Annotated in this window: 15 protein-coding genes; 8 read left to right on the forward strand and 7 right to left on the reverse strand. The window is 41.6% G+C overall.

Annotated elements, in window-relative coordinates; translation table 11 throughout:
- The first annotated feature begins 190 nt into the window (after positions 1–190).
- The 4 genes from NSU14_RS05830 (at position 191) to NSU14_RS05845 (ending at position 5,742) form a co-directional block, all read left to right on the forward strand.
- Positions 191–1,657, forward strand: coding sequence for a Shedu anti-phage system protein SduA domain-containing protein (locus NSU14_RS05830; RefSeq protein WP_336101970.1), 1,467 nt, complete (start codon positions 191–193; stop codon positions 1,655–1,657).
- Between the two features lie 232 nt (positions 1,658–1,889).
- Positions 1,890–2,936 (forward strand): hypothetical protein, encoded by a 1,047-nt coding sequence (locus NSU14_RS05835; RefSeq protein WP_340943423.1) that lies wholly within the window; start codon positions 1,890–1,892, stop codon positions 2,934–2,936.
- A 464-nt stretch (positions 2,937–3,400) separates the two neighbouring features.
- Positions 3,401–4,594 carry a hypothetical protein gene (locus NSU14_RS05840; protein ID WP_340943425.1) on the forward strand — a complete coding sequence of 398 codons (1,194 nt, stop codon included), beginning with the start codon at positions 3,401–3,403 and terminating at the stop codon, positions 4,592–4,594.
- Between the two features lie 65 nt (positions 4,595–4,659).
- Positions 4,660–5,742, forward strand: a complete 1,083-nt coding sequence (locus NSU14_RS05845; protein WP_336101973.1) for a DUF5677 domain-containing protein — start codon at positions 4,660–4,662, stop codon at positions 5,740–5,742.
- A 65-nt stretch (positions 5,743–5,807) separates the two neighbouring features.
- Here NSU14_RS05845 and NSU14_RS05850 read toward each other — a convergent pair whose 3' ends face one another.
- The 5 genes from NSU14_RS05850 to NSU14_RS05875 form a co-directional block, all read right to left on the reverse strand.
- The gene (locus NSU14_RS05850; RefSeq protein WP_438825784.1) at positions 5,808–12,026 is read right to left on the reverse strand and encodes an SNF2-related protein; all 6,219 of its coding nucleotides are present in this window, start codon (positions 12,024–12,026) and stop codon (positions 5,808–5,810) included.
- Positions 12,027–12,070: 44 nt separating this feature from the next.
- Positions 12,071–12,526: a DUF6075 family protein gene (locus NSU14_RS05860; RefSeq protein ID WP_336101975.1), complete on the reverse strand. Its 456-nt coding sequence runs from the start codon at positions 12,524–12,526 to the stop codon at positions 12,071–12,073.
- Positions 12,510–13,577, reverse strand: a complete 1,068-nt coding sequence (locus NSU14_RS05865) for a ParB N-terminal domain-containing protein (RefSeq protein WP_336101998.1) — start codon at positions 13,575–13,577, stop codon at positions 12,510–12,512. The genes NSU14_RS05860 and NSU14_RS05865 overlap by 17 nt, the downstream gene beginning before the upstream one ends.
- On the reverse strand, positions 13,570–14,364 hold the full coding sequence (locus tag NSU14_RS05870) for a ParA family protein (RefSeq protein ID WP_336101976.1): 795 nt from the start codon (positions 14,362–14,364) through the stop codon (positions 13,570–13,572). The genes NSU14_RS05865 and NSU14_RS05870 overlap by 8 nt, the downstream gene beginning before the upstream one ends.
- 555 nt (positions 14,365–14,919) lie before the next feature.
- Entirely contained in the window at positions 14,920–15,957 is a 1,038-nt protein-coding gene (locus NSU14_RS05875; RefSeq protein WP_042139124.1) for a LacI family DNA-binding transcriptional regulator, read from the reverse strand.
- A gap of 633 nt (positions 15,958–16,590) precedes the next feature.
- Here NSU14_RS05875 and NSU14_RS05880 point away from each other — a divergent pair.
- Both NSU14_RS05880 and NSU14_RS05885 read left to right on the forward strand, forming a co-directional pair.
- Positions 16,591–18,141, forward strand: a complete 1,551-nt coding sequence (locus tag NSU14_RS05880; RefSeq protein WP_231575198.1) for a glycoside hydrolase family 32 protein — start codon at positions 16,591–16,593, stop codon at positions 18,139–18,141.
- The gene (locus NSU14_RS05885) at positions 18,122–19,015 is read left to right on the forward strand and encodes an ROK family protein (RefSeq protein WP_042139122.1); all 894 of its coding nucleotides are present in this window, start codon (positions 18,122–18,124) and stop codon (positions 19,013–19,015) included. The genes NSU14_RS05880 and NSU14_RS05885 overlap by 20 nt, the downstream gene beginning before the upstream one ends.
- A gap of 818 nt (positions 19,016–19,833) precedes the next feature.
- On the opposite strand, the gene NSU14_RS05890 is transcribed toward NSU14_RS05885, so the two are convergent.
- Positions 19,834–20,265, reverse strand: coding sequence for a hypothetical protein (locus tag NSU14_RS05890; protein WP_340943435.1), 432 nt, complete (start codon positions 20,263–20,265; stop codon positions 19,834–19,836).
- Positions 20,266–21,096: a helix-turn-helix transcriptional regulator gene (locus NSU14_RS05895; RefSeq protein WP_042139120.1), complete on the reverse strand. Its 831-nt coding sequence runs from the start codon at positions 21,094–21,096 to the stop codon at positions 20,266–20,268. It lies immediately after the preceding gene.
- Positions 21,097–21,233: 137 nt separating this feature from the next.
- Between NSU14_RS05895 and NSU14_RS05900 the strand changes: the two genes are divergently transcribed.
- Positions 21,234–22,826, forward strand: coding sequence for a GH35 family beta-galactosidase (locus tag NSU14_RS05900; RefSeq protein WP_340943437.1), 1,593 nt, complete (start codon positions 21,234–21,236; stop codon positions 22,824–22,826).
- 59 nt (positions 22,827–22,885) lie between these two features.
- A complete protein-coding gene (locus NSU14_RS05905; protein WP_336101984.1) occupies positions 22,886–24,724 on the forward strand; it encodes a beta-glucoside-specific PTS transporter subunit IIABC in 1,839 nt (612 codons plus the stop codon).
- Positions 24,725–24,834: the final 110 nt, after the last annotated feature.

Consider the following 24,834-nt stretch of genomic DNA (forward strand, 5'->3'; position numbering starts at 1 on the left):
AGTATTTCCAAAGAGAAGAAGAATAGTAATTATACAAGATCAATCCTCCATTCTTTTAATGAAAACAGCCATCACATTTTTAATTAAATGTGATGGCTGTTTACTGATAGCAGGGATAATTAAAATAGTGTAGAAAATATCTTAATGACTATTCAAAACTTTACTTAATTCAAAGGTAGTGAAATAAAGTATGAGAAATCTTAATCTTGATAAAGTAATCTCTAAAGAGATACCGGTAAATTACTATTCGGAAACGAAATTATTACTACCTCATCAATCAGATGCTGTGAAAGATGTGCAAAAGTCAATTGGTGTGGGAAAAAAGAAAATTTTATTATCTATGCCCCCCGGATCAGGAAAGACTATTATTTCCTTAGTGTTGGCAAAATTATTTATGCTCGAGAGTGATGCGAAAATTTTATTTTTAAACTATTTCAGGGTTTTACAAGAGCAACTTGAGCATGAACTGTCTATTCCTTATTACAATCAATATTCTGTTGCAGGTAAAGATGAGAATTGGCAAAATAAGCGAATTGTTTTAGCCACGTATCATCAAGTTTTACATAGACCTCTGATAAGAAAAACAGACTTTGATATCATAATTTGTCTTGATTCAGAAAAATTTTCTATTGAGAAAACTATGAGAGACCACAATGGATATGTTATCGGATTTACCGATGGATCCCAAAGGGTAGATACTAATCCTAAAAATCAACTTATTGCAGATGTAGCTTTTTCCTATTCAATAAAGGATATAACATTAGCTTGGGATTTTATAAGGCCAGATAATTCATTTTCCTTTTTTGAAGAAATCCATTCAAAGTTAGGCATTATTAATGAAACCTTATCTATTAAGTCAACTGATGTATCAGATATTAAAGGTATCCTAGACTCATTAAATTCTATTAATGATGTTCTTAAGAATCATCAGGAATTGTTTAGTGAATTTATTAAGAAGAATATTAAGGTTTCAGATATTACAACCCTTGCATATAAGAAAGCGCAATTAAATTTTTTTTCGAAATTATTATATGACGAAGTTTTCTTTAATGAGCAAAAGGTAGTTCATAGCAATTCTTCTGAAAGAGTTTGGCAGAATTATTTTGAGAATAATACATGGATTTTTGGTTATGGATTGAATTTTTTCTTTGGTTCACCATTAGAAAATAAAAAATTTGAGCAAGTAATTTCAGGTCATACATTTTCTAGTTCTGGAAAACGAATTGATGCTTTGATGAAGACAATGGGAAGTATCAATTCGATGTGCTTTGTCGAAATTAAGACTCATGTAACTCCACTTCTTGAAAATGAACCATATAGAAATGAGGCATGGGCCATTTCAAGAGAGTTATCTGGTGCAATTGCACAAATTCAAAATTATAAGTATAATGCCATCAAAAATATATCAAGTAAGATAGAGATTAAGACCAAGGAGGGTATTCCTACTGGGGAAATTATATACAATTATAACCCTAAAGCAATCCTTCTAATCGGAAATTTGGCCCAGTTTACTTCTTTATATGGGGTAAATGAATCGCAGCTTGCATCTTTTGAATTATTTAGAAGAAATATCGAAGGGATAGAAATCATTACATTTGATGAATTATATGAAAGAGCTAAGTTTATTTTGGAGGATGTTTCCTTTGATGGCAATTGATAACCGCTGATCAAGCAAATATGAATGTTTGAGCTATAAAGAGAGCATTCATTGTATTCCTCCTGCTATTCTTTAAGCTTATTATTGAAAGATTAACTCTGCACTTTTGACACTTTATATTGTCCAAAATAAATAAAGTTCTAGACTGACGAGGCTGCATTAAGCTAAGGAACAGGTTACTATCAATTCCTGAAGAAATAATAGAATGATTATAGAAACTTGTTTCGAAATTATGTGGAAAGTAGTAACATTTGAGAGAAAGGGTGTTTACATGCGATTAAGGTGGTCTATTCCAATCGAATTATATATATTAAGTAATGACGAAGTTCAAACATGCTATAAAATAAAATTTGAATATAAAGGTATGGAAAGTGTTGTGGAATTTATAAGTGAATTTTCGGGTCAAAAGATCCAAAATGACAAAACAAGTTTTAACTATTACAAAACAAAATATATACAATTCACGATTGAAGATAAACCTGATTCGGATAATGTCTCTCAACTAATCGAGGACAGGAAAAAATTAACAAAAACGATGTTCAAATTGACGAATAGGGTCATTAAAAATCTGAGGGTTCATGGACTAATTCCGTACCTTCATGAACTTGTTCTTATGGATGAGAATTACTATGATTTTTTATTTGACTCGTTAAACCCTACATTCTCATCTGACAATATAAATTGGAAAAACGTCAGTGACTTCCGAATATCTATTCTAAACAATTTAAGCAGATATCCCAATGATTTAGTGAAAAGAGAAAGTAATTATTCATTCAGCATGGATTATGGACGTTGGGAAAAAGTGCGAGAGCAAATAATTGCTGATAATCCAATACCAACAGAACTAGACCTTTACTTAAATTCAATTGAACACTTAAGAAGTAAGAATTATCGACTCTCTGTTCTTGAATCAGTTATTGGATTAGAAGTTGCATTAACAGGATTTCTTAGAGAATACCTAAAAAATCGAAAGAAATTTACCAAGAAAAAAATTGAAGAATTTTTAAAACCAGAGTTTGGCCTCTCTGCTCGATTATCCGGATTGCTTGACTTAACAATTAACCCGAAAAGTCTTGAGCAAGTTAATTTGGAAACTGTGAAAAATGTAGTCAATTGGAGAAATAAAATTGTACATTCCATTGGACAAATTCCAGAAGGGGTCTCTGAGCAACAAATTGAAGATGGTATTGAACAAGTCCTAATGTTATTAATAATCCTTCACAATAAGAAAAATATAGTTCATGATTTCCCGGATACGACAATTTCACCGTTAGTTTAACTACAAAGAGAGGGCAGGCCAACTATGTCTAGAGGACTCTTTTCCTTTAACATTCTCCAGTGAAAATTTTTTGGTTTATAGACTAATACAGTTTATGGAATAGTGTCCTGCTCCAGATCAGGGAGTTTGTCTCACGGATTGAGCTAACGGGAAGTTTTACTTGAATAACTGCGGCGATCGAAGACTTTATTTAGCAGGTCTTGTTCTGCCGCTGTTTTTTTGTTGGACCAATATAGAACTTATTTCTAAGAAGTTGGAGATTTTTTAATTCGAAAACGTTGTTAAATCCCCGAAGTTAGACTAATTTTTTAAAAAAAGAACACTGATAGTGAATTAATTAATATGGTATGGAAATTGAAAGAAGTTACTCAGATTCATGATTTTTTTATGCTATAATTTGGGTGATGATGTAAAGATGCGGATATGGAGTGGTTAGATTGCTGAGATACCCACTAAAGAAGGATATGGATGACCATTACATAAATAAGTTTGAAGAAGTCATGACAAGGGAATGGATTCGAGATCAAACGCGTCAAATGTACTATAGAAACTTATTTAAAGAGGCAGGTGCATTTTTTGATATTCTACACCCTATCATGCAGCATTATGTGAGTATATGGACGTCAGTAAGAAAAGCGGAAGCTCTTGGTGAGTCTATAATAAGAATGGGTTCCGGAAATCATGAATTGATGAATCTAGGAAGAAACTTACTAGAATTAGATGGGTTATACGATTTGAAGCTATATCGCTCTAGATTACAAGAAAAACAATTATACAATGATGCATGCTGGGAATTAGAAGTTGCACAGGCATTAAAATATAACGGATTTCAAGTCCAATTTAATGATGAGTCAAAAATACGATATGATTTTACTGCTGAATGTTTGGGGACAACATTTGCTGTGGAATGTAAGAATAAACAAATCCAAGATAAAACTTTCGTAGCTAATTCAGCATTTGCCTATCTACTTGGTTCAAGAACTATTGATAAGTTAACGAAACACGGCTATGCAGTAGATCTAAAAGTGACAGTAAAAGAGACCGCAGTATTTGAAGACTATAAACGCGTAATGTTGGCTATTAACAACATGCTTCGAGAAGGAAATTCACAAACTCGAGTAGGCCATCAGTATACTATTGAAGTAATTAAAGACTTCCGTCATCTCCCGACTCCAAAGGCTTTAGAGGCCATTCCAAATATACACTGTTGTATAACGGGTGAAGAACGCTTAAAGTCAGAACTTAACAAAGTGTACACCGAAAGAGAACGCGGAACATCTTTTCAGAATAGAATGTTTTTTAGTATTCCTGAAGAAAGAGCGGAAGTAAAAAACTTGCAGGATTTAATTAAGAAAGCGAATAGGCAAGTTGGTGAAAATCCTGGTTGCTTATTTTTACAAGTGCCTTACAGTGATTTTTCAATGTGTAAAGAAGAGATAAGCAAATTTGTTTATCGGAATGGTTACAGTAATATTCACCTCGTAAAAATAGTTGCATTAAAAAGCTCAAATCACGGGATGGGTGTAAAAATTGATCGTCTAGAAGATTTTGTAATCAATTCAAAAGCTCGTAATCCAATACCCTCTATACTATTAGAGCGTTTAACCGACCATTTATTTTTTTCTAAGTTTTTGAATGATATTATCTGGCCCACGTAATCCAAAGATTTAGTCTTAGATTTTAGGTTTATTGTAGAAACCTTAAAAAAACGAGAGGTGAAAATATGAAATTAGATAGCCCGATTAATGATTTTTACAACGAGATTCTTAACCTTATCCCCCCAGAAGTTGATAAAGAAAATTTAACGATCGATGTCCAAGATATAGTTGAAAAAACGCTTAATGAAACTACCCCGATACTACTTAATTCATTAAGGAAACAACAAGGTGAAATGTTAGAAGAGCACAGATTGATAAGGGCAGAATTTGAAGCTCGATTAAGTCGAAGATGGTTAAAACCACTTGCTCTTTTTGAATCTTTGATAGTAGTTTCACTAGAAAGTTGTGAAGAATTGTACCAAGAGCTTTCTGAAGAGATGGAAACAAATATGAAATTCAAGGTGTTAGTCAGATTACATGCACGCGCTTGTCAAATCTCATATGAGGTATTGGCTCTTGTAAGAAGTGGTTTTGCTGATGGAGCGATGGCAAGGTGGCGAACTTTGCATGAACTTTCAGTACTGGCTTTTTTCATTTCACAAAATGATACTGAAACTGCTCAAATGTATTTGGATTATGAAATTATTGAACAATACTATGAGATGCAGGAGTACATTAAATATGCCCCAAAACTTGGTTACAGTGAACTAACTGAGGAAGACGCCTTAGAGATCATCAATAAGAGAGAGGGGGTAATTAGGAAATACGGAGCGGATTTTGATAAACCATTTGGATGGACAATGAAAGTGCTCAATAAGAAAGATAGAAATTTTAAGGGTTTAGAAGAAAATATTGAGTTAGATCATCTGAGACCTTATTACAAATTAGCGTGCAATTATATCCATCTAGGTCCTAAAGCTAGTTCATTTTCATTAGGGATAATTGAAGGAAGTAAAGTAATATCAGCTGGTGCAACAAATTATGGACTAGCTAACCCTGCGCAGAATGCTTGTTTATCATTGACTCAGATAACTACATGTTTCTTAACCCTGTATCCAACTTATGAAAGGCTAATGACATGTAAGGTTATGGAGACATTTATGGAGGAAGCTTGTCAATTCTTTGTAGAAATACAAGAAGAAATTGAATTCGAAGAGGATCATTATCTTGATGAATTAGAATTTGTGAGGGATGAGAACAACTATTAATGATTAGGTAGTTCGATCATTTGCATAGGGCGGTGTCATAAAGGGGTTGCCGTCTTCTTGAACTGTTAAATTTCCCTTTCAGTAAATGTTTCCCTGACCTTATTATTCGGTTCACACATTTCAGAATCTTTATTTTCAAAGAGTTGTTCTTGTCCCTGTAATTCCTTAAATTCCAATGTCGAATTAATCTCCGATTGACGCGCCACAAGCTGTTGTAGCTGGTTTTCAGATTCAAAGGGCTTACCGATTTCTTTCTTCGCTGATTCAAGCTGTCGAAGGGCATTCTCTTGTTGTTCTTCAGTAATACTAATTTTTATGGGGATCTTTTCAACAAGGTTCTCTAGTCTTGAAATATTTCCTATGGAGGATTCCCCCATTTCGGCCGAATAGCTTGCTGCGCTTTGAAGATGAATATTAACATGGTCGAAAGACGATCGTGAAAGAAGAAGGTCAAACCCGCGGAACTCACCTACCTTTGCAGCCTGATGTTCCAGTTCCATCACTTTGGACAACAACATCAAAACTTCTCCTGCTTGTGAACGTTCGGTGTACTCCTTGCCATCCAATACAATGGAGAACTCCGCTTGCACATGTTGTTCAGCTAACTTCCAGTCTGCTCTGTAGTGCTCTACCTTTTCAGAGCAAGAAGCAATGACTTGCGGAAAGTGGTGCTGAATTTGGCATTCTAAAGTTGCTTGCTCGTTCTGCCAATTATTTTTAAGCAGCTTAAGCCGAATCACCTCATTGTCCACTTCCATTTTTTCCGCCAACATAGGATTACCGACAGCAACGGCTTTTACCTCAGCTGCTGAAAGAACTGTTTCATCAGCATCCTGACATGACCGGGATATGCTCTTGCCAGTCATAACCTGAGAAATGTATCGAAGCTTCTGCTCCTGTATTTGCCACAAATAAGAGTCAAAAGTCCCTTTGGTTACATAGCGGAAGATCCGTACCACTTCATTATTATTACCCTGCCGTAAGATGCGGCCGTCTCGTTGAGTGATGTCAGAAGGACGCCATGGACAATCTAGATGGTGAGCGGCGATGAGGCGGGTTTGCACATTGGTCCCCGTTCCCATTTTTTGCGTAGAGCCTAACAGCATACGTACTTCGCCGCGGCGCACTTGCTCAAACAGGGCTTCACGCGCCGCATCTGTATTTACATCATGAATAAAAGCAATCTCCTTCTCAGGAACACCTCGTAAAATTAACTGAGCCTTGATTTCATCATAGACATTGAATTGCCCTGACTTCGGTGTACCACTATCACTGAATATGACTTGGGTTGATTGCTCATTCTGGGTTTCTTTCCAAATCTCAAATACCTGTTCTATACAACGGTTAAGCTTGGATTCTGAATCCACTGGTGCATCCGCATGAACCAATCGGGGATCAATAGACATTAACTTTGCTTCATGGGTCAGCTTGAGCATATTATCCTCGCTAGCATCCACATCATTATTTCGAATTTTTTCTGCACGTTCTACGAATTCTTCCATCATCTGTTGCTGAAATGAGGAGCATTCACTAATCACAATGGTTGCTTTGTCGCCCTCTAGTTTCGGAGTAGGTAGCTGCAGCATGTCAGCAGTTTGAATGTCGGCTACCAGTCGAAACATGCTCATCAGTTCAGGTAAATTATGAAACTTGGCAAAACGTGATTTCATCCGATAGCCGCTACCTTCTGGTGTGATCTCAAGGGAGGAGACGACCTCGCCAAAGGTGGCTGCCCAGTTGTCAAAGAAATCCAAACCTAGTTTCTGAAGTAAGCGTGGCTGAAGATATCGTTGCATCACATACATCTCAGACATACTGTTGCTGATGGGAGTACCCGTGGCGAACACAACACCGCGACCTTGATTCATCTCCTGGAGGTACTGGCATTTGAGTAGCATATCTGTTGCTCGCTGGCTGCTGGATTTTCCGATTCCGGCTACATTGCGCATCTTAGTAAAGGTAAAGCAGTTCTTATAGGCATGAGCTTCATCGACAAAGAGCATATCTACACCGAGTTGTTCAAAGGTGAGGAGATCATCTTTTTTGCTTTCATTAACTAACCGTTCCAGCCTTGATTTTAAATTGTTCTCGAAAATAACCATTTGCTTAATGCTCCAGTTATCACCTTTCTCCATTTTCATTTGATTAATCATCTGGGATACATTGCGAATTTCATTTTCCAGGAGCTGCTCTTGCCGTTCCCGCGAGATGGGGATTTTCTCAAATTGACTGTGACCAATGATGATTGCATCATAATCGCCCATAGCAATTCGAGAAACGAAGCGCTGGCGGTTGGCGGTTGCAAAGTCTGTCTTGGTGGTCACCAGAATATTGGCAGCGGGGAAAAAGCGTAGTAACTCATTAGCCCATTGCTCGGTCAAGTGATTCGGGACACAGTATAGAGGCTTATGAATGGCCCCGATGCGTTTTAGATACATTCCTGCAGCAATCATTGCAGCGGTTTTCCCGGCTCCAACTTCATGGGCCATCAAGGCTGTACCAGAGTAAATAATACGAGCCGCCACATCCTTTTGATGTTTGCGTAGACTCATATCCTCATTCATACCTTGAAATATCAAATGATCACCGTCAAACGTGCGAGGACGAATGGTATTGAATTTATCATTATAGATTGCAAGCACGACTTCTGCGCGTTCGGTATCGCGGAATAGCCAGGAAGAGAATGCTTCCCGCATCTGTTGTTGCTTAGCCCTGGCGATCATCGTTTCTTTGGCGTTAATGACATATTTGACCTGTTCGATGCCGTTTGCGTCCAAATAAGTGAGGGGATCGCGTATCGTAATGCTTTGCAGATTCAGGCTGCTTTCGTAAATTTCGTAGGCATTGGCACGTCGGGTTCCGAATGTCTGATTTACTTTAATGGAGTCACGTTCCAAGGATTTGCCAAATATACGCCAAGTATTGGTGAACTCTAAGTACTCCACATTAACAGTCTGCATGGTCTGCAGATACTGTGCCGTTCCAAATGTTTCATACATAAAGTCTCGATAGTAGCGCACGGGAATCCACGGACTTCCGATCCGAAAATCAATGTCACCTGGCAACAAGGGAGGGGGTTGCACTCGTGTGAGTGCAACAACGTTACGACGAAACAAATCCGGATAATCCCGAGCCTTGAGCACAGCATACGCGAGTTTGTCCTTTACGTTCCCCGAGAGGTATTCTTCGTCCAATTCCCAGCCTTCCTCGGCGTCGCCGGTATACTTCTGCGGGTTTAAATATATACGCTCTCCTAATGCTTCTTTAATTTCTAAAGTTGTTTTATTACAAAGATGAGCGATATAAGGAAGGTCTACTCGGAGACGATGATTTAAGCAAATCTGAAGAGCCTCCAATGGATCTTCAGTTTGTTCGGGTAGAGCATTGACTCGAATCGTGGGACGGGAAAAAATTGCTGCCTTTGTCCAGGATTTCTCTGAGGTCAAATCTTCAATGGAGCGCAGTAGCGGTAGTTGATCATCATCGGCAAAAGCGGAAGTATTTGCTCGTTCATTAATAAAGCCATGCTGTTTAACAAAATGATCATAGACCCGATTCAATTGTTCCTGGGCATTTTCCAATTCGAAGGGGGAATAACCTTGATCGCGACATTGAATTTCAATGACCTCGAGCAACGCCTCTCGAATGTTACATAGTCCCTGAATTCGCTCTGCCTTTTTGCCTTTAATGTCTTGCGCTAGTAGGACGCCGTTCTCACAGTAATAAATTCGCCCATTCTCTGCGACAAAAGTGAAATTTTTAGTGCCTGGTTGAGCTTGCTGAATGGAGTATACTTCTTCTTCGAAAAATTGAGAGGCTTCGAAGTTGACCCTCTGTGCCTTTCGCTCAGGTAGAGCGGGGAAGTTCGCATGTAGAAATCCTAGTGCTTCTTCTAGAGCAGGAATCAAGTCTTGATCTTCATGGGGAATACAGGCACTGATGCGCTCTGCACCATACATGCCCCTGTCCCACGTCATCTCTCCAAGCACCATATGTGGATGCGAGAGGTAGTAGCGATTAAGTGGTATCCCGTCAACGGTTTCACCAACCTCAGTCCACTCTGGCATCTCTTCTTTGGAAAGATACAGCGGCTGTTCTCGCTTTTGAAGAAATACAATATCCGTGGTTACTGAAGTTCCAGCTAAAGACTGAAAAGTAGTGTTAGGCAGGCGTACCATGCCGATTAATTCCGCTTGTGCCGCCATGACCTGCCGCACGGATGAATCTTGTTTGTCCATTGTTCCCTTGCTGACGAAGTAAGCTATTATACCTCCGGGTTTAAGTAAATCCAGAGAGCGGATAAAAAAGTAATCGTGGATATAGTAGCTACTGGTATATCGCCGATCATGGATACGAACGTTGTGAAATGGAACATTGGATATAGCAGCATCAAATTGCATGTCACGCCAATCAACGGTCTCAAATCCTTGAAGAGAAATCGTTGCTTGCGGATAGAGCTGCCGGGCTATACGTCCGGTAAGAGAATCGAGTTCTACGCCATGAAGCCCGGCCTGATCCCATTCTGCAGGTAATATTGAGAAAAAATTTCCGGTTCCCATAGAGGGATCAAGTAATCTGCGTCCTGTTCCGTTGTTGAGGCCGAAGCGTTTTAAGGTATCGTAGATGGGGGCGATAACAGCCTGCTCCGTATAAAAGGCTGTAATCGTGGAATTTCGCGCCGCCGCATATTCAGATTCGTCTAGAAGCTGCTTGAGTTCTTGATATTCATTCTCCCAGCCTGAGACACTCGGATGAAATACATTGGCTAATCCTCCCCAGCCCACGTAGCTGGCTAAGGTCTGTTGTTGTTCAGGGGTTGCCTGCTGTTGGGTCTTTTCTAAGTGTTTAAGCAGCCGGATGGCTTCCACATTCCGCTTATATTTGCTTTTTGGGCCTGATACATAGGGAGAGTGATCGGGTTGAAACCGATAATTAACGGTGGGCGAAGGGAGAGAGGTGGACTTCGATTCTTTTTGGATTGCTTCAACTAGCCGCGTGTTTTCTTGCTTGGATTCTTGAGGTAGTGTTATCTGCTGATCTTCAGGAGCGATGGCTACAGTAGGGTCTAGTGCAACAAAATCAAATAATGTCCATTCTGATTCTGCAGGAGGAAAAGGAGCACCGCCGGGAATAAAAAAAGAACCGCTACTTTGCGGTTCGGAAGGTTGGGGAGGAGTCGTACGAGCTTGCGTTATCTCGGTTTCAGAACGATGTCGTTCAGGACCAATTCTTCTGCCGTCGATTTGAGCTGGTTCAGGTGTTGTGTCCGTTTCAGAGTATCGTCGGTCTGTGGCATCGGGCGAACGCGGAGCAACCGGTCGGTTAGTTGTTCCATTCGTTCCAGCGCTTCGTGCTCCACGTTCTGTATCGTCGCCATCAGTGTGCCTTGCATCAATAGGATCTGGAACCTTTGCGGGTGATGATCCCGAAGATAATTCATTGTCATCCGGCCGTATTTTCCCAGGGGTTGAGTTTCGGTCGTTAAATTCAAGTTGGGATACTGTAGACCATCGATTTCGCGATACGACAGGTTCAGGCTGTTCGAATTGTTCATTTTGCAAACTCCTTTCTGCTTCCATAATTTTAATGTACCGAGCAATATCTCCTAGAAGACTGCGGGCTAGAACATTGATTTGGTTTCCTAATCTAGCGACTAATGGGATCGTTCCATAATGAGTAATGGTGGTAAAGTCTACATTGTCAGGTTCAGGTAAGTGGCAACGCTGATGAATAAGATAGCGAGTACTGTCCTCAATTAAATCTCCGATATGTCGTTCCAGACCCTGCAGAGGGACCGTTCCTAAAAAATGATCCTTGATATCGAATTCGATGTCTTGCATCCAATCATCCCCTGAAGCAAGAACAGCTGAATGCGTCATCTGAGAAATGGCCTCGGGTAAACTTAACGTATCGTAAGAAGTAAGTCTCCCGGCTAGTTCCCCTGAGTCCACTTTATTCAAATTCCAAAGCGGCGGAGGATTCCTGCCGGTCGTCTGTGATACATCAAACAGATAAGTTAAGATAGGGCTATTCCCTGATGCAAAATCGCAAACTGCGACACTCTTTTCACCTTTGCGAACATATCTACCCAATTGATTCCACAAAGATAAGGGAGCCAGCATGGATGCATTTGGGCGTTGGGCATAGATAAGCAAAGTGTTATCAAAGGAGTATTTATAGATAGATGCTGCAAATTCTAGATAATCGCGCCAAGCTTCTGCACTGTGAGTAATGTCTGCAATAGCAGATGAGTAAAGATGGCGCAATTGATTCATGCGGTTCATGGCGGGCTCTCCTTTCTTTGAATTTGAGATAGGGAAGAGTAGAGTCAGACTTCCTGTTCATAAAAGCCCAGCATGTCCTTAGCATCCAACAGGGAGAACGGGAGAGAGTACTGATCAAGGGAGTGAGTGTACTCTTCAAATCGCAACTTAATGGATTCAAAAAAGTAGGGCATCAGGTTTGTATCAAATAAGAAGTATGGACTATAATTCCGCGGGCGGTCGGAATAAAGTTCACTGTCACCGTTGAAGCCGTTGAATAAATTAAAAGCCAATCGGGTGATTTTCAAGGTTGTGCCGGTTTGCCAGCCTGCTTGTAACCCTTCCAGCCGGATGCAGCTTTCTTGATGATCGTAAAGGTCTGTAATGTGCTGACGTGTTTGTGGGGATAAGCCCAAAGTATAGAACAATGCTTTATGGTACGGATCATGCGGTATGTTGGTCATTCGCAGATTACCTTCATAAAATTGTTCATGCTCGATATCTTTAAAGTTCGTGCTCATGTTCGTCGGCCTCCTTATCATTTTGGGCTGAAGCGTACTGCTTTTGATGGGTAAAATACATCTCCAAAGCCTTGTCGATAATCGCCTCGACCTCGGATGCTTTACTTTGGCTGGAAAAATATTTGGCATACACTTTGTGCTTCAATTTGAACGGTGGCGGTAGCGTTTGGCCCCGAGGCTTTCGGATAGCTTCACCAGATAGAATTTTATTGGCATGATCGGTGTTGAGCTTGCCAGAGTAACTTTGCAAAAGCTCGGATTTTTTCATGTCTACTTTAAACCCGTTGTCCGCCAAGACTTGATTGACTATAGTCTGTTCATCATCTGCCAAATAAGACAAATGGACGGCGCAGCGTAATGGCAACTCCCCGGTATCAACTCTCTGTTTTAATTCGGGAGTTAGCTTATCAATCCGCAGCAGCCGCGAGACTGAGTTTTTAGATAACCCGTATTCCTCAGCTACTTTATCCCGGCTTGTTGGCCTCTGCCCCATTGGGGCAGAGGTTTCGTTTTCCTTGTTATACTGAGGGTTTTCCAGCTTCTTTAACTCATCGATTATGTCGTTACGCTTCCCTTGTGAGAACATTTCGGAATGCCGTAAAGATAAAACCTTGGCTTTTTCAGAAGGCAACATTTCGCTAAAGGAGCGCTGAAGAACGTTAGTCTCCACCACATACAAAAGGGCTTCTTCGTTGGATAACTTTTCTTTAATGATGGATGGAAGCAGTTCTAATCCAATAAGCAGTGCAGCGTTCATTCGATTGTGCCCCGACAACATTTCGTATTCGTGACCTGTTTCATCCGGTTCGATCCGGCGGATAATAACCGGTACAAGTATGCCGTTGGTTGAAATGCTGTCCACCATATCTGCTAATCGCTCTCCTTCATACAGATGGAAGGGGTGGTCCTTAAAGAACCTAATCTTATTTACAGGGATAGATTGAATATCTCCTTTTAAGGAAAGCGGCTCTTCTTCATGGTTTGATTGCTCCGAAAGTTTCAGCAATTCATCAATGCTCCCCAATTTAGGAGTGATCCGTGGCTTAGGCATGTTCAAGTTGCAGCAACTCCTTTGCCAAGTTTTGATAAGCTGCTGTTACCTTGGATTTAGGTTGATATGTCATTAAGCTTTGACTATAAAAGTTGGCTTCTCCGACTTTGACCGAAAGCGGGATTTGGGATGAAAAAATACGGATGATTCCTCCGTAGTAATCCTGAACCAGCTTGAAGGCATCCTTGTACAAAATAGTGCGGGGATCGCACATGGTCATCAAGATCCCTTTTATGGTAATCCGCGGATTGATTCGTTTTTTCACTTTCACAATAATATTTAGGAGTTGGGTAAGCCCGGTGGCAGACCAAAGCTGCGGATTGACGGGAATTAAAACACTGTCGCTGGCAGCAAGGGCGTTTATCGTTAGTAGACCAAGAGAGGGATTTGTGTCTATAATGATATAGTCATATCTTTGCTTCATGGATTCCAGCAATGTGGTGAGAGTCTTTTCACCACCCATTTCATCTCTTAAATTAATCTCAGCAACAGATAATTCAATGTTGCTTGGGATGAGGTCTATATTGCCATGATTATGAATGTATTCTTCGGGAGCCGGCAGTGGTTCGTCGCTCATGAGGGCGTTCATAATATTGAACATTGAAAACTTAAGCTGATCTGGATTCTCGATTCCAAAGCACATGCTCAGATTGCCTTGTGGGTCGAAATCAACCAGCAGCACTTTTTTATCTTCATGGGACAAGGCGCACGCCAGATTGTAGGCGGTGGTAGTCTTGCCTGTGCCACCTTTCTGATTGGCAATGGTAATAACGGTAGTTTGTGTCATTGTAGAAACCTCCCCGGAGGTTTGCTCCGAACATATTGTCAATGGTAGGGAGCGGGCTGGTTCTCTCATTTTTCTCTCCGAGTTCTCTCTTAGTTCTCTCCAAAGGCTAAATTTGCTCTTTCTGTTGCTTGTTGCCGGAAACCCTTGTGGCTCTAAGGAAAACACGAAAAACCGTAAAAACCCTTGATTCTACAAGGTTTTTTGCGGATTGTAGGTTCCCTTATATTCCACTGCAGGGTGTTAAAGTCCAAATGACTTCTGGGACTTAAAATCCTGCGGTACGTGAGTACCGTACGGGTTCGACCCCCGTCCTCGGCACTACAACAACAAGGGTTTCAGCTCATTAGAGCTGGAACCCTTGTTTGTTTTACAAACCAAAGATCGTGGAACAACAGGTTCCTCGCCGTAATTAGCAAAGAATATGTCTTGAAATGACCTGCTTTCCTTATTAAAAATGGTTATTTACAGCAAAAACCAAGGAACCCTTTCAGCATAGCGTTTGCTGAAAGGGTTCCTTGGTTTAAGCTTCCGACACGTTCAATACTCCTCAACTGCCTACTCCACATGACCCGTCGATTGACGGAAAACCGGCATCGTCTTAACATGCGTAACCAGTGGAGGTCTGCCGGGATTTTCGATTTTGGAAAGGAGCATCTCGGCGGCAAGGAAGCCCATTTCGGATCGGTGGATATGAACGGTGGTCAAGTGGGGTTCGACGATTCGTGACTCCGGGGAATTATCGAATCCGCAGACCCTAACCTCACCAGGAATTTGAATATTTAGGTCCTTTAAGATACGAATGACATTAATAGCGATGAAGTCATTGGCGCATACGAACGCGGGTGGAAGATTAGTCATGCTTGCTAGTCGCTGCTTAAGCCACTTATAGTCATCGATATGCCGGTCGTCTTCGAGAATGCAGAAGGATTCATCAAGATCAATCCGGGCGGCATACATGGCTTTGGTGAACCCGTCCCAACGCTCGTTGAAGCTCATGCAATGGCGGGAATCGCCGATAAACCCGATCTCCGTAATTCCTTCATCAATGAGCTTCTTCGTTAGACTGAAAGTACTGTGAATGTTCTCCATCAGCAGTAGATCTGCCTTCATCTCAGAAAACGTCAGTTCTGCTGAAGCGTCAATGAATAAGGTCGGGATCCCGAATGACGTAATAAACTCCGAGTAGCTCTTGTCGAACAATTCGATACAGACAATGCCATCTACTTTACTTTTGTCGAAATTGACAGGAAGAGCCGACGAATCGAGTTCATTCTCTCGAACGATATGTATCGACAAATTAAAGCCTTCGGAGCTGATTTTTTGTTCGAGGCCGCTTAGCAGTGATGTGCCAAAATGTGAATTGTTCGGCATATTTGCTGTAAGCAGGGCAATATTACCGGTTCTTTTTGCAGGTGTGACTTCTTGTTCGAACAAGGCGAACTGCTTGTAATTCATATCGATAGCTTTCCTAACCACTTTGCTGCGTGTCTCATCCGGTATAGAGGGATTATTATTTAATGCTTTGGATACCGTATTCCTAGAAAGTCCAAGCGAATCGGCTATATCTTGAATGGTTACTTTTTCTTTGTTCAAAGATAATGGCTCCTTTAGCAGAAGTAATGCGTTCTCGACCAAAATAATCGTAGTACAAATTAATGTAATTGTCAACTTAATTGTTACAAATGAACAATTGGATTAAAAGTAAAAAGAAAGATTAATAAGGTTTTTATTTTGTGCAAAAGTAAACAAATGAACAAGAGGAATGGACGGTGTTCATTCACTTTGTTATGGATTTTTCGTAAGAGAAAACTATCATTTCGTTGTTGAAAGCTGAAAAATCAATGAATAATCGTTATTAAAATGAAATTGTGTTTTTGTTGGTGTGCATATGTTTACTTTTATAGTCATAAAAATTCTTGACGAAGTAATCGTGATGTTGTAAGTTAAATTTATTAAGCCGTTGGCAGTACTTAATGGAAGCACTTACTTTCGTGCAATAAGTATCCAAAATCACATTTATTTTTTACAAATGAGTATTAAAGGAAGGAGACCTTGCAACAAACTTCTGGAATCACACAAAATAAAAGACCGGAAGCCCGGAATCGTACAGGACTTATGGAGAAACTTACATTATAATGCATACCGTCGGAGCGTGAGTTCATGCTGTAGCAGGCCATGCTCCGACTACTATTATTATTATTATTATTCTGGAGGAGTGGGAGAAACATGAATTATACAGAGAAGTTCCGTCCGCAGTATCATTATTCGCCACAAAAAAACTGGATGAATGATCCGAACGGACTGGTGTATTACGAGAATGAGTACCACCTCTTTTATCAGCACACTCCGTTCGCAAGCCAACCCGATTTCGGGAGAATGCATTGGGGGCATGCGGTAAGCTCCGATCTGGTCCATTGGGAGGAGCTTGAACCATCCTTGCCGCCAGGTGAGGACGGTGCAATTTTCTCTGGAAGCGCGATAGTCGATACACAGAACACAAGTGGTTTTTTTGATGAGGACGGGTCAGGGCTTGTGGCGATCTATACGAATAACGACAACAAGGTGCAACCAGGTAAGCCGCAGGTTCAAAGCATCGCCTACAGCAGAGACAAGGGACGGACTTGGACGAAATATGAAGGGAACCCGGTCTTGTTTCCGGAGACGACGCTTGATTTCCGCGATCCGAAGGTATTCTGGCATGAGGATACATCCAATTGGATTATGACTCTGGCTGTTCAAGACCGTGTGGAATTCTACACTTCTCCAAATTTGAAGGAATGGACATTTGCTAGTGCATTTGGCGCTGACGTCATCGGAACACATCGTGGCGTTTATGAATGTCCGGATCTATTCTCGCTTCATGTCGATGGTGATCCCAATCAGAAGAAGTGGGTGCTCATTCTAAGTGTGGGCGATTGTAATGGAGTGAACCCGAATGAGCCTGAACCACCGGCAGGGGGCTCCGGTATGATGTACTTCGTCGGTAGCTTCGATGGTAAGACATTTACACCGGACGAGCCTATTCTTTCGATTCATGATGTGAAATGGATTGATTTCGGGTCTGATTTCTATGCAGCCGTCACCTGGAGCGATATACCGGAAGGAGACGGACGTAAACTCTGGATCGGTTGGATGAACAACTGGCGGTATGCCGGGACGCTTCCGACTGACAAGTGGCGGGGAAATGCATCCATTCCACGAGAGTTGAAGTTGAGAACCTATCGGGAAGGCCTTCGTCTGGTGCAAGAACCGGTAGAAGAATTGAGAAGGATAGGTTCACCGCTTATGGCTCTGGAGAATGTAACCTTGGTTCCGGATACGAATCCGCTGGCTGACATCACTATTGATAAAGCGGAATTGATCGCGGAATTCGAAATTGGAACCGCAACGGAGTTCGGAATGAAGGTTAGAAAGTCTGCAGATGAAGAAACGGTGGTCGGGTACGATACCCTAAACATGGAGTTGTTTGTCGATCGCACGAAATCAGGCACTACGAATTTCCATCCGGACTTCGCAGCTAAGCACCAGGCACCGCTGCTGCCTGTTGATAACCGTGTACGCATGTCAATCTTCATGGATTGGTCGTCGATTGAAGTGTTCGGTGGTGAGGGTACAGCGGTCATCTCGGACATGATTTTCCCCGCTTCCGCAAGCAACGGACTTGAGCTTTACACGGTAGGCGGAAACGCAAAGCTGGTGTCGCTTCAAATCAATGAGCTGGGAAGCATATGGAGAGATGAGATCAAGGAGGAAGCACATGCGTATCGGGGCAATTGAAGCAGGCGGAACAAAGTTTGTATGTGGTGTCGGGAATGAATTAGGGGAGATTGAGGATCGGGTTCATTTTCCAACGCGGCGACCCGAAGAGACGATGGAGAATGTCATCGCCTACTTCCGGGATAAGAGAGTCGATAGCATAGGGATCGGATCGTTTGGTCCGATCGACCTCGAACACTCCAGTCCGACTTACGGTTATGTGACGACAACGCCAAAACCTGGCTGGTCCGGATATAATTTCGTGGGTACGCTAAAATCGGTCTTCGATGTTCCGGTCGGTTGGGATACGGACGTCAATGCTGCCGCGTTGGGCGAAGCCACATGGGGTGCAGCACAAGGATTGAACAGTTGTGTCTACTATACGATCGGGACTGGCGTAGGAGTCGGCGTTTATACCGAAGGTAACCTGGTACATGGACTTGTTCATCCAGAGGGTGGACATATCCTCACAAGGCGGCATCCGAACGATGATTTTGGTGGCAATTGTCCCTATCATGGCGATTGTCTGGAAGGAATGGCGGCAGGCCCGGCGCTGGAAGCAAGGTGGAAGGCTAAGGGCGATACACTGCCGGAAGACCACCCGGCATGGGAGATGGAGGCGTTCTACATTGCGCAGGCCATATCGAATGTCATCCTGACGTTATCCCCTAAGAAAGTCATTCTCGGCGGGGGCGTGATGAAGCAAGTCCAGTTATTCCCGATGATCCGAGCGCAGGTGGGCAGCATTCTCAATGGATACGTGAGTGCCAAGCCTATTGTATCGGATATCGAACATTATATTGTCGCCCCTATGCTCGGCGATAATGCCGGCTTGTGTGGGGCATTAGCACTTGGGATAAGAGCGTTAGGATCACACACAACGGTACAAAAATAAGCGGGAGTTTAGAGTATTTAAAGGCTCAATCCCAAAGTCAGTACATTCGATCAAACCAAGCAATAATTAGAAATCCATTATCAAAGGTCATTTCACACAACGTGTGCATAGATAGTAGTGCGCACGTTGTTTCGATTAAAAATTCTTTGTTACGGAGTTAAGAATCAGATTGATGGACAATACATAACTTCTGTCAACGGTAATGCATCTTTTAATGAAAGGAAGCATTTATAACATGACAGACTAGAGCTTATTGAAAGCGGATTAAAGCTATACGACAGAATATCCAATAAACGATATAGAATTCAAATACAATGAAAAGAAGATCGATGAGGTCAATGAACGGCTGCTCTGAATGCGGACGGAAATGAAGAAACCAAATATAATTAAAGGATGGGAGCATTTATCAATGAAAATGGATGATGATAAATTACATCGGTATTATTTGGAACTAAATGGTCCAAATTCCAGAGAATAGAACTCCTCTCCAACATGCATTCACACCCTATTGGCATCAAGGGATTATGTAAAAAAGAAATTTGATGTTTTTGATGAAATTCAGGTATGTAATATTGGGATTGGAACTGGAGGTTGGGACGACTACCTTGGATATTGGCTTAAGGGAGGCCTTCGATATTGTAACCCTAATTGGGTCCGCAATTAATGAAACCGGGGACTTCGAGAAATGCTTGGATTCATGCTTTTGTTTAATTAAGCCTGGAGGACATTTGATGTTTATGGCAGGTTTAAAATATACGCCCTTTGAAATGTTGGAAGAATATATAAGTCATACTAAATATCAAATTATGCAAAACGATTTATACGAAGCCTTTCCTGAATATCCGTTTTTCATCAGCAAAATCAGAAAATAATATATGGAGAAAGACCATTTTCTGCTTCGTTATTAATTGTATTCTATCTGGTTTTTGTAAGTGACGGCAGCGAAGCGAAGCACCAACGATGCCGTGACATAATTTTACGAAAAAAAAAGCACCAGGATGAAGAACAACGCCAACCATTTCATTCTTTATAAAAACATTCCTCAAGCGCCTATTCGGCGCTTTTTCTTTGTAGGAGCTGTCATCATTTCGCTCACTTTCGTCTGTCTTCATATAAAAAGCAGGCAAACACTTAGAAATAACTCTAAGCGTTTGCCTGCTTTCCTGCATGAATTTTAACAGATCATAACCGGCATGCGGAGCAGCGAAATAAGAATAATAAAAGGCGATTTTTAAAGAGACATTTCTCATTTAAGATTGCTTGTATATATTCCGGTAAACTTGCGGGGAGGTTTCGATAGCTTCTCTAAAGACCTTAATAAAATAACTAGTGCTTGAAAATCCAACATTCTCCGCTATTTCATAGATAGGTAAGTCAGTGGCAACCAAAAGGTTCTTTGCGGCTGATATCCTGCTCATTTTAATATACTCATTTGGTTTCATCCCCATAATTTTCTGAAAAAGCCGTATGAAATAATACAGACTGTATCCAGATAGTTCCGCCATATGTTCCGAAGTCCAATGGAAACCAGGTTTGTCGTGAATTTTATCTGCTATTCCGTGAATAACTTCTTTTTGATCAAGGGTATTGTTCTGTTTTAGCGACTCCGAATTTTTTAACAGAAATAACAACAGCTCGTAGACCAGTGCCGACAGGTGTGGTTCATTACCTGTTCTGAACGTGTCCATTAATTCAAACATTGATGAGAATATCCGTTGTACTTGTTGAATGCCTGCGAATCTAAAGATTGTTGTGCTATCGAGTTTCCACATGGATAGTAGCGGATCCACAGCATTGAAATGCACAAAACAAATTTCCCAAGGATCGTCTTCATCAGTTCCGTATTGTTGCTCCGCTCGCGGAGGATACAAAAACCCACACCCTCCAGTTAATTCAAGTCGCTCTCCTTCATGAATAACAAATCCCTTCCCCCTAAGCACGAGATGAAGGTTATATTGAGCCAAAAAACCACTTTCCCGGTTCTCGCGATGGGTGGGGAATTCGTAATAATGCCCAATGACTACCGGATACATCAAATGATGTTTGAACGTAGGTGGTGGAATAAAAACATTTCTTTTCATAAGGGGCCTCTTTCGCAATTTTTTTATATATTATAAAGCAAAGATGTATTATTTACAATTAATTAAAGAGTGAATAGAATGAGTATATGAAATGTATTTAGCAAATAATTTTTATTTAATAAAAACAGGAGGATTGTATGACGCATATAAACAACAATGGAATGCCTCGTCTGGATAAGTGTGGCGACGCTTACAGACTGATCGTTAACGAAAGACCCTTTATATCCCTGGCTGGAGAAGTTCACAATTCAAGCTCGTCCAGTCTCGAATATATGAACAAAAATGTCTGGGAGCGCCTAGTTTATTTTAATTGTAACACTGCTGTGATACCGGTTAGTTGGGAGCTCATCGAGCCGTTAGAAGGAACATTTGATTTCACACTGGTTCAAGGTTTAATTGAAGGCGCCAGGAAACATAATCTGAAGCTTGTTTTCATTTGGTTCGGAATGTGGAAGAACTCTCATTCGACGTATGTGCCAGCTTGGGTCAAGCGCGACACACTCCGCTTTCCAAGGGTTCAGTCGGCGAATGGAAAAAAATTGCCGATTGTATCTTGTCATTCCGAAGAGGCACTCCAAGCCGACAGTAAAGCTTTTGCCGAATTAATGCGGTTCATACGTCAAATTGACAGTACGGAACAAACGGTAATCATGATCCAAGTAGAAAATGAAGTTGGATTTCTCGGTACAGCACGTGATTGTTCGCCTCAGGCAGACAAATTGTTTGAAGAAAACGTGCCTGCTGAGTTGATTCAGTATCTTAAGGATCACGCCGAGCATTTAAATGCTTTCCTTAAAAAGCATTGGGACAGCGAGGGGACTGATCTGCTTGGGTGGACACAGCTTTTTGGATCTGCTGCTGAGGAAATCTTCACTGCTTGGCATATGTCCCGTTTTATTGATCAGGTTGCTGCGGCAGGAAAGGCAGAATATCATCTTCCAATGTTCGTCAATGTATGGCTGAAGCAATACGAAGAGCAGGATCCGGGGCAATACCCTACCGGAGGGCCAAACCAGAATGTAATCGATATTTGGAAGGCCGGTGGCCCGCATATCGATATTATCGCTCCGGACATATATCTTAACGAGTTTGCACAAGTCTGTGAAATCTATGACCGCCCTGACAATCCATTATTTATACCTGAGACACGCCGGGATAGTGTAACAGCAGCAAACGTCTTTTATGCTATTGGGGAGCATCAGGCGTTGGGATATACACCTTTTGGTATTGAAACAATGGATAACGGAGTTGATCCATGGAGCGCGGGATTTTTACCCCCAAATCATTTTATGGTCATGGAGAGCACTGGAGTGGGGCCGTTATTGTCTAAGAGTTATGAATTACTGCATCATATGACGCCGGTGATTACACAGTATTACGGTACCCGGCAAATGCGGGGTATCCTGCAGGATACAGCCTATCCGTCAGCGGTTCACCTTGGTGGATACCGTTTTCAACTGCGGTTTAAGAACCGTTTGAACAGTGAATCTGCACCAGCTGGCGGTTTAATTATCGCGGTTTCTGATCATGATTACATCATTGCGGGGCATGGATTTTCCGTGGAATTTACATCCATGGAGCCGGGAAAGAGTGCAGAATTTATCTCTATCGATGAGGGCTGGTATGAAGACGGAAACTGGGTACCTGGAAGAAGACTTAATGGTGATGAATATCGCGTATCTTTAGGCAGCGAGCCACAAGTGTTAAAAGTATCTTTGTATTGTCATTGAGAAATTTACGCCGCGCCCTCCCGGGCGCGTTTTATAAGATCGTTTAAGGAGAGGTTAAAATGGACAAAAAAGCGTTAGCCAGTCACATTGTTGAAAAAGTTGGTGGTGAAAATAATGTAATTGACCTTACCCACTGTGCAACTCGTCTTCGTTTTCGCTTGAAAGATGAAAAAAACACGAAAAAAGAAGAAATTAAAAAGTTGCAAGGAATTATGAGCGTTGTCGAAAGCGGAGGTGAGTTCCAGGTCGTGGTTGGCAGCCATGTCGAAGAGGTCTATAAGGAGATTATGGAAAATACGTCAATCGGACGGAGCGGTCAAGAATCTACTGAGAATACGAAAACGAAAACGAGATCCTTGGATGGTTTATTTAATTTGATTTCAGGAACCTTTACTCCGCTGCTGCCGGTGATCGTTGGATCCGGTATGCTAAAAGCGCTTATTATCATTTTGACCAAGCTAGGATGGTTAACGGAACAAGATGGCGCCTATGCAATTTTAAGCGCTGCAGGAAACGCTGTCTTTTACTTCTTGCCTATACTTGTAGCTGTAACCCTTGCGATTAAACTGAAAGCCAATCCTTATGTGGCTGCGGCCATCGGTGCAGCTTTAATGGAACCGAATTTTACGGCACTAAGCCAAGCTGGTGACCGGAGCGACTTCTTCGGAATTCCTGTCATTCTAGTGACATATTCTTCACAGGTTTTTCCGGTCTTTATCTCGATTTTTGTTTTCGCTTATCTTGAACGTTGGCTGAAGAAGGTTATTCACAAAAATCTCAGTTTGTTTTTAGTCCCAATGTTGTCTATCGGTATCTTAGTACCAGTCACTGCACTTGTTTTTGGGCCGTTTGGTGTATACGTAGGTGATGGTATTGCTTCTGTTATCACCTTCTTGATGAATACAAGTGGACTGCTAAGTGGTGCAGTCATTGGTGCAGGCTTTACATTTATGGTTGTCTTGGGTTTACATTGGGGGCTATTCCCAATTGTTCTTGCAAACATTGCTGCAAACGGTTACGATAACATGTTGGCGATGTCAGCTGCAGCGAATATGGCACAAATCGGTCTTGCCATTGGAGTTTATTTGAAGACGAAAAACCGCGATCTGAAACAAACTGCAGGACCCGCTGCACTTTCGGGCATTTTAGCTGGTGTAACGGAACCAATTGTGTACGGGATAATGCTCCGGTACAAGCGAACCGTACCATATATCATTATCGCTGGCGCTGTAGGGGGTGCGATCAATGGATTCTTTGGCGCTCGTATGCATGGTTTCGTGCTGACCAACATTTTCGCTTTATCTGCATTTTCTCCAATCATTCCAATCGTCATCTCGTTCCTTATTACAATTATATTGGCAGCAGCGCTAGTATTGGTTTTCGGATATGAGAAAAGCGAAAAGCTTCAGGATAACCAAGAAGTCCTTTCTGAAGTGAAAACAGCAGAACCGATGCTTAGCCCACTCAATGGGAACATCTTATCTTTATCTAAAGTACCTGATGAGGCTTTTGCATCGGAAGCAATGGGTAAGGGAATTGCTATTCAACCAACTGAGGGGAAACTGTACTCACCCGTAACAGGTGTTGTCAGCCGATTGTTTCCTACACTGCACGCCGTTTTGATTACAACAGAGTCCGGAGCTGAGTTGCTAATTCATGTAGGTTTGAATACGGTCAAGTTGAAGGGGCTGCATTTTAAAGCCGCTGTGCAAGAACAGGCGAAAGTGGCTTCAGGTGACTTATTGTTAGAATTTGATATTAACGCCATTGAAGAGGCTGGGTATTCAGTTATCACTCCGATTGTAGTTACGAATTCTGGTGACTTTAGCGAAATAAAAGTCTTAAAGGAAGAGGGGCATATTGACAAAGGAACACCAGTGCTTTTCGTTCGCCGCTAGAACATTCATAACAGAGAGGTTTGATATATGAGTCTTCAATTTCCAGAAGGATTCTTGTGGGGAGGTGCGGTTGCCGCCTATAAAGAGGACACCTTCAATGATCATGCTCC

This window comes from Paenibacillus sp. FSL R10-2771 (genome assembly GCF_038000205.1).
GTDB classification, from domain to species: Bacteria; Bacillota; Bacilli; order Paenibacillales; family Paenibacillaceae; genus Paenibacillus_AQ; species Paenibacillus_AQ phytohabitans.

Coding starts and splice junctions, on each gene's coding strand:
- NSU14_RS05830 (WP_336101970.1), top strand. CDS start 191: ATGAGAAATCTTAATCTTGATAAAGTAATCTCTAAAGAGATACCGGTA.
- NSU14_RS05835 (WP_340943423.1), top strand. CDS start 1,890: ATGTGGAAAGTAGTAACATTTGAGAGAAAGGGTGTTTACATGCGATTA.
- NSU14_RS05840 (WP_340943425.1), top strand. CDS start 3,401: ATGGATGACCATTACATAAATAAGTTTGAAGAAGTCATGACAAGGGAA.
- NSU14_RS05845 (WP_336101973.1), top strand. CDS start 4,660: ATGAAATTAGATAGCCCGATTAATGATTTTTACAACGAGATTCTTAAC.
- NSU14_RS05850 (WP_438825784.1), bottom strand. CDS start 12,026: ATGAACCGCATGAATCAATTGCGCCATCTTTACTCATCTGCTATTGCA.
- NSU14_RS05860 (WP_336101975.1), bottom strand. CDS start 12,526: ATGAGCACGAACTTTAAAGATATCGAGCATGAACAATTTTATGAAGGT.
- NSU14_RS05865 (WP_336101998.1), bottom strand. CDS start 13,577: ATGCCTAAGCCACGGATCACTCCTAAATTGGGGAGCATTGATGAATTG.
- NSU14_RS05870 (WP_336101976.1), bottom strand. CDS start 14,364: ATGACACAAACTACCGTTATTACCATTGCCAATCAGAAAGGTGGCACA.
- NSU14_RS05880 (WP_231575198.1), top strand. CDS start 16,591: ATGAATTATACAGAGAAGTTCCGTCCGCAGTATCATTATTCGCCACAA.
- NSU14_RS05885 (WP_042139122.1), top strand. CDS start 18,122: ATGCGTATCGGGGCAATTGAAGCAGGCGGAACAAAGTTTGTATGTGGT.
- NSU14_RS05890 (WP_340943435.1), bottom strand. CDS start 20,265: ATGAGAAATGTCTCTTTAAAAATCGCCTTTTATTATTCTTATTTCGCT.
- NSU14_RS05895 (WP_042139120.1), bottom strand. CDS start 21,096: ATGAAAAGAAATGTTTTTATTCCACCACCTACGTTCAAACATCATTTG.
- NSU14_RS05900 (WP_340943437.1), top strand. CDS start 21,234: ATGACGCATATAAACAACAATGGAATGCCTCGTCTGGATAAGTGTGGC.
- NSU14_RS05905 (WP_336101984.1), top strand. CDS start 22,886: ATGGACAAAAAAGCGTTAGCCAGTCACATTGTTGAAAAAGTTGGTGGT.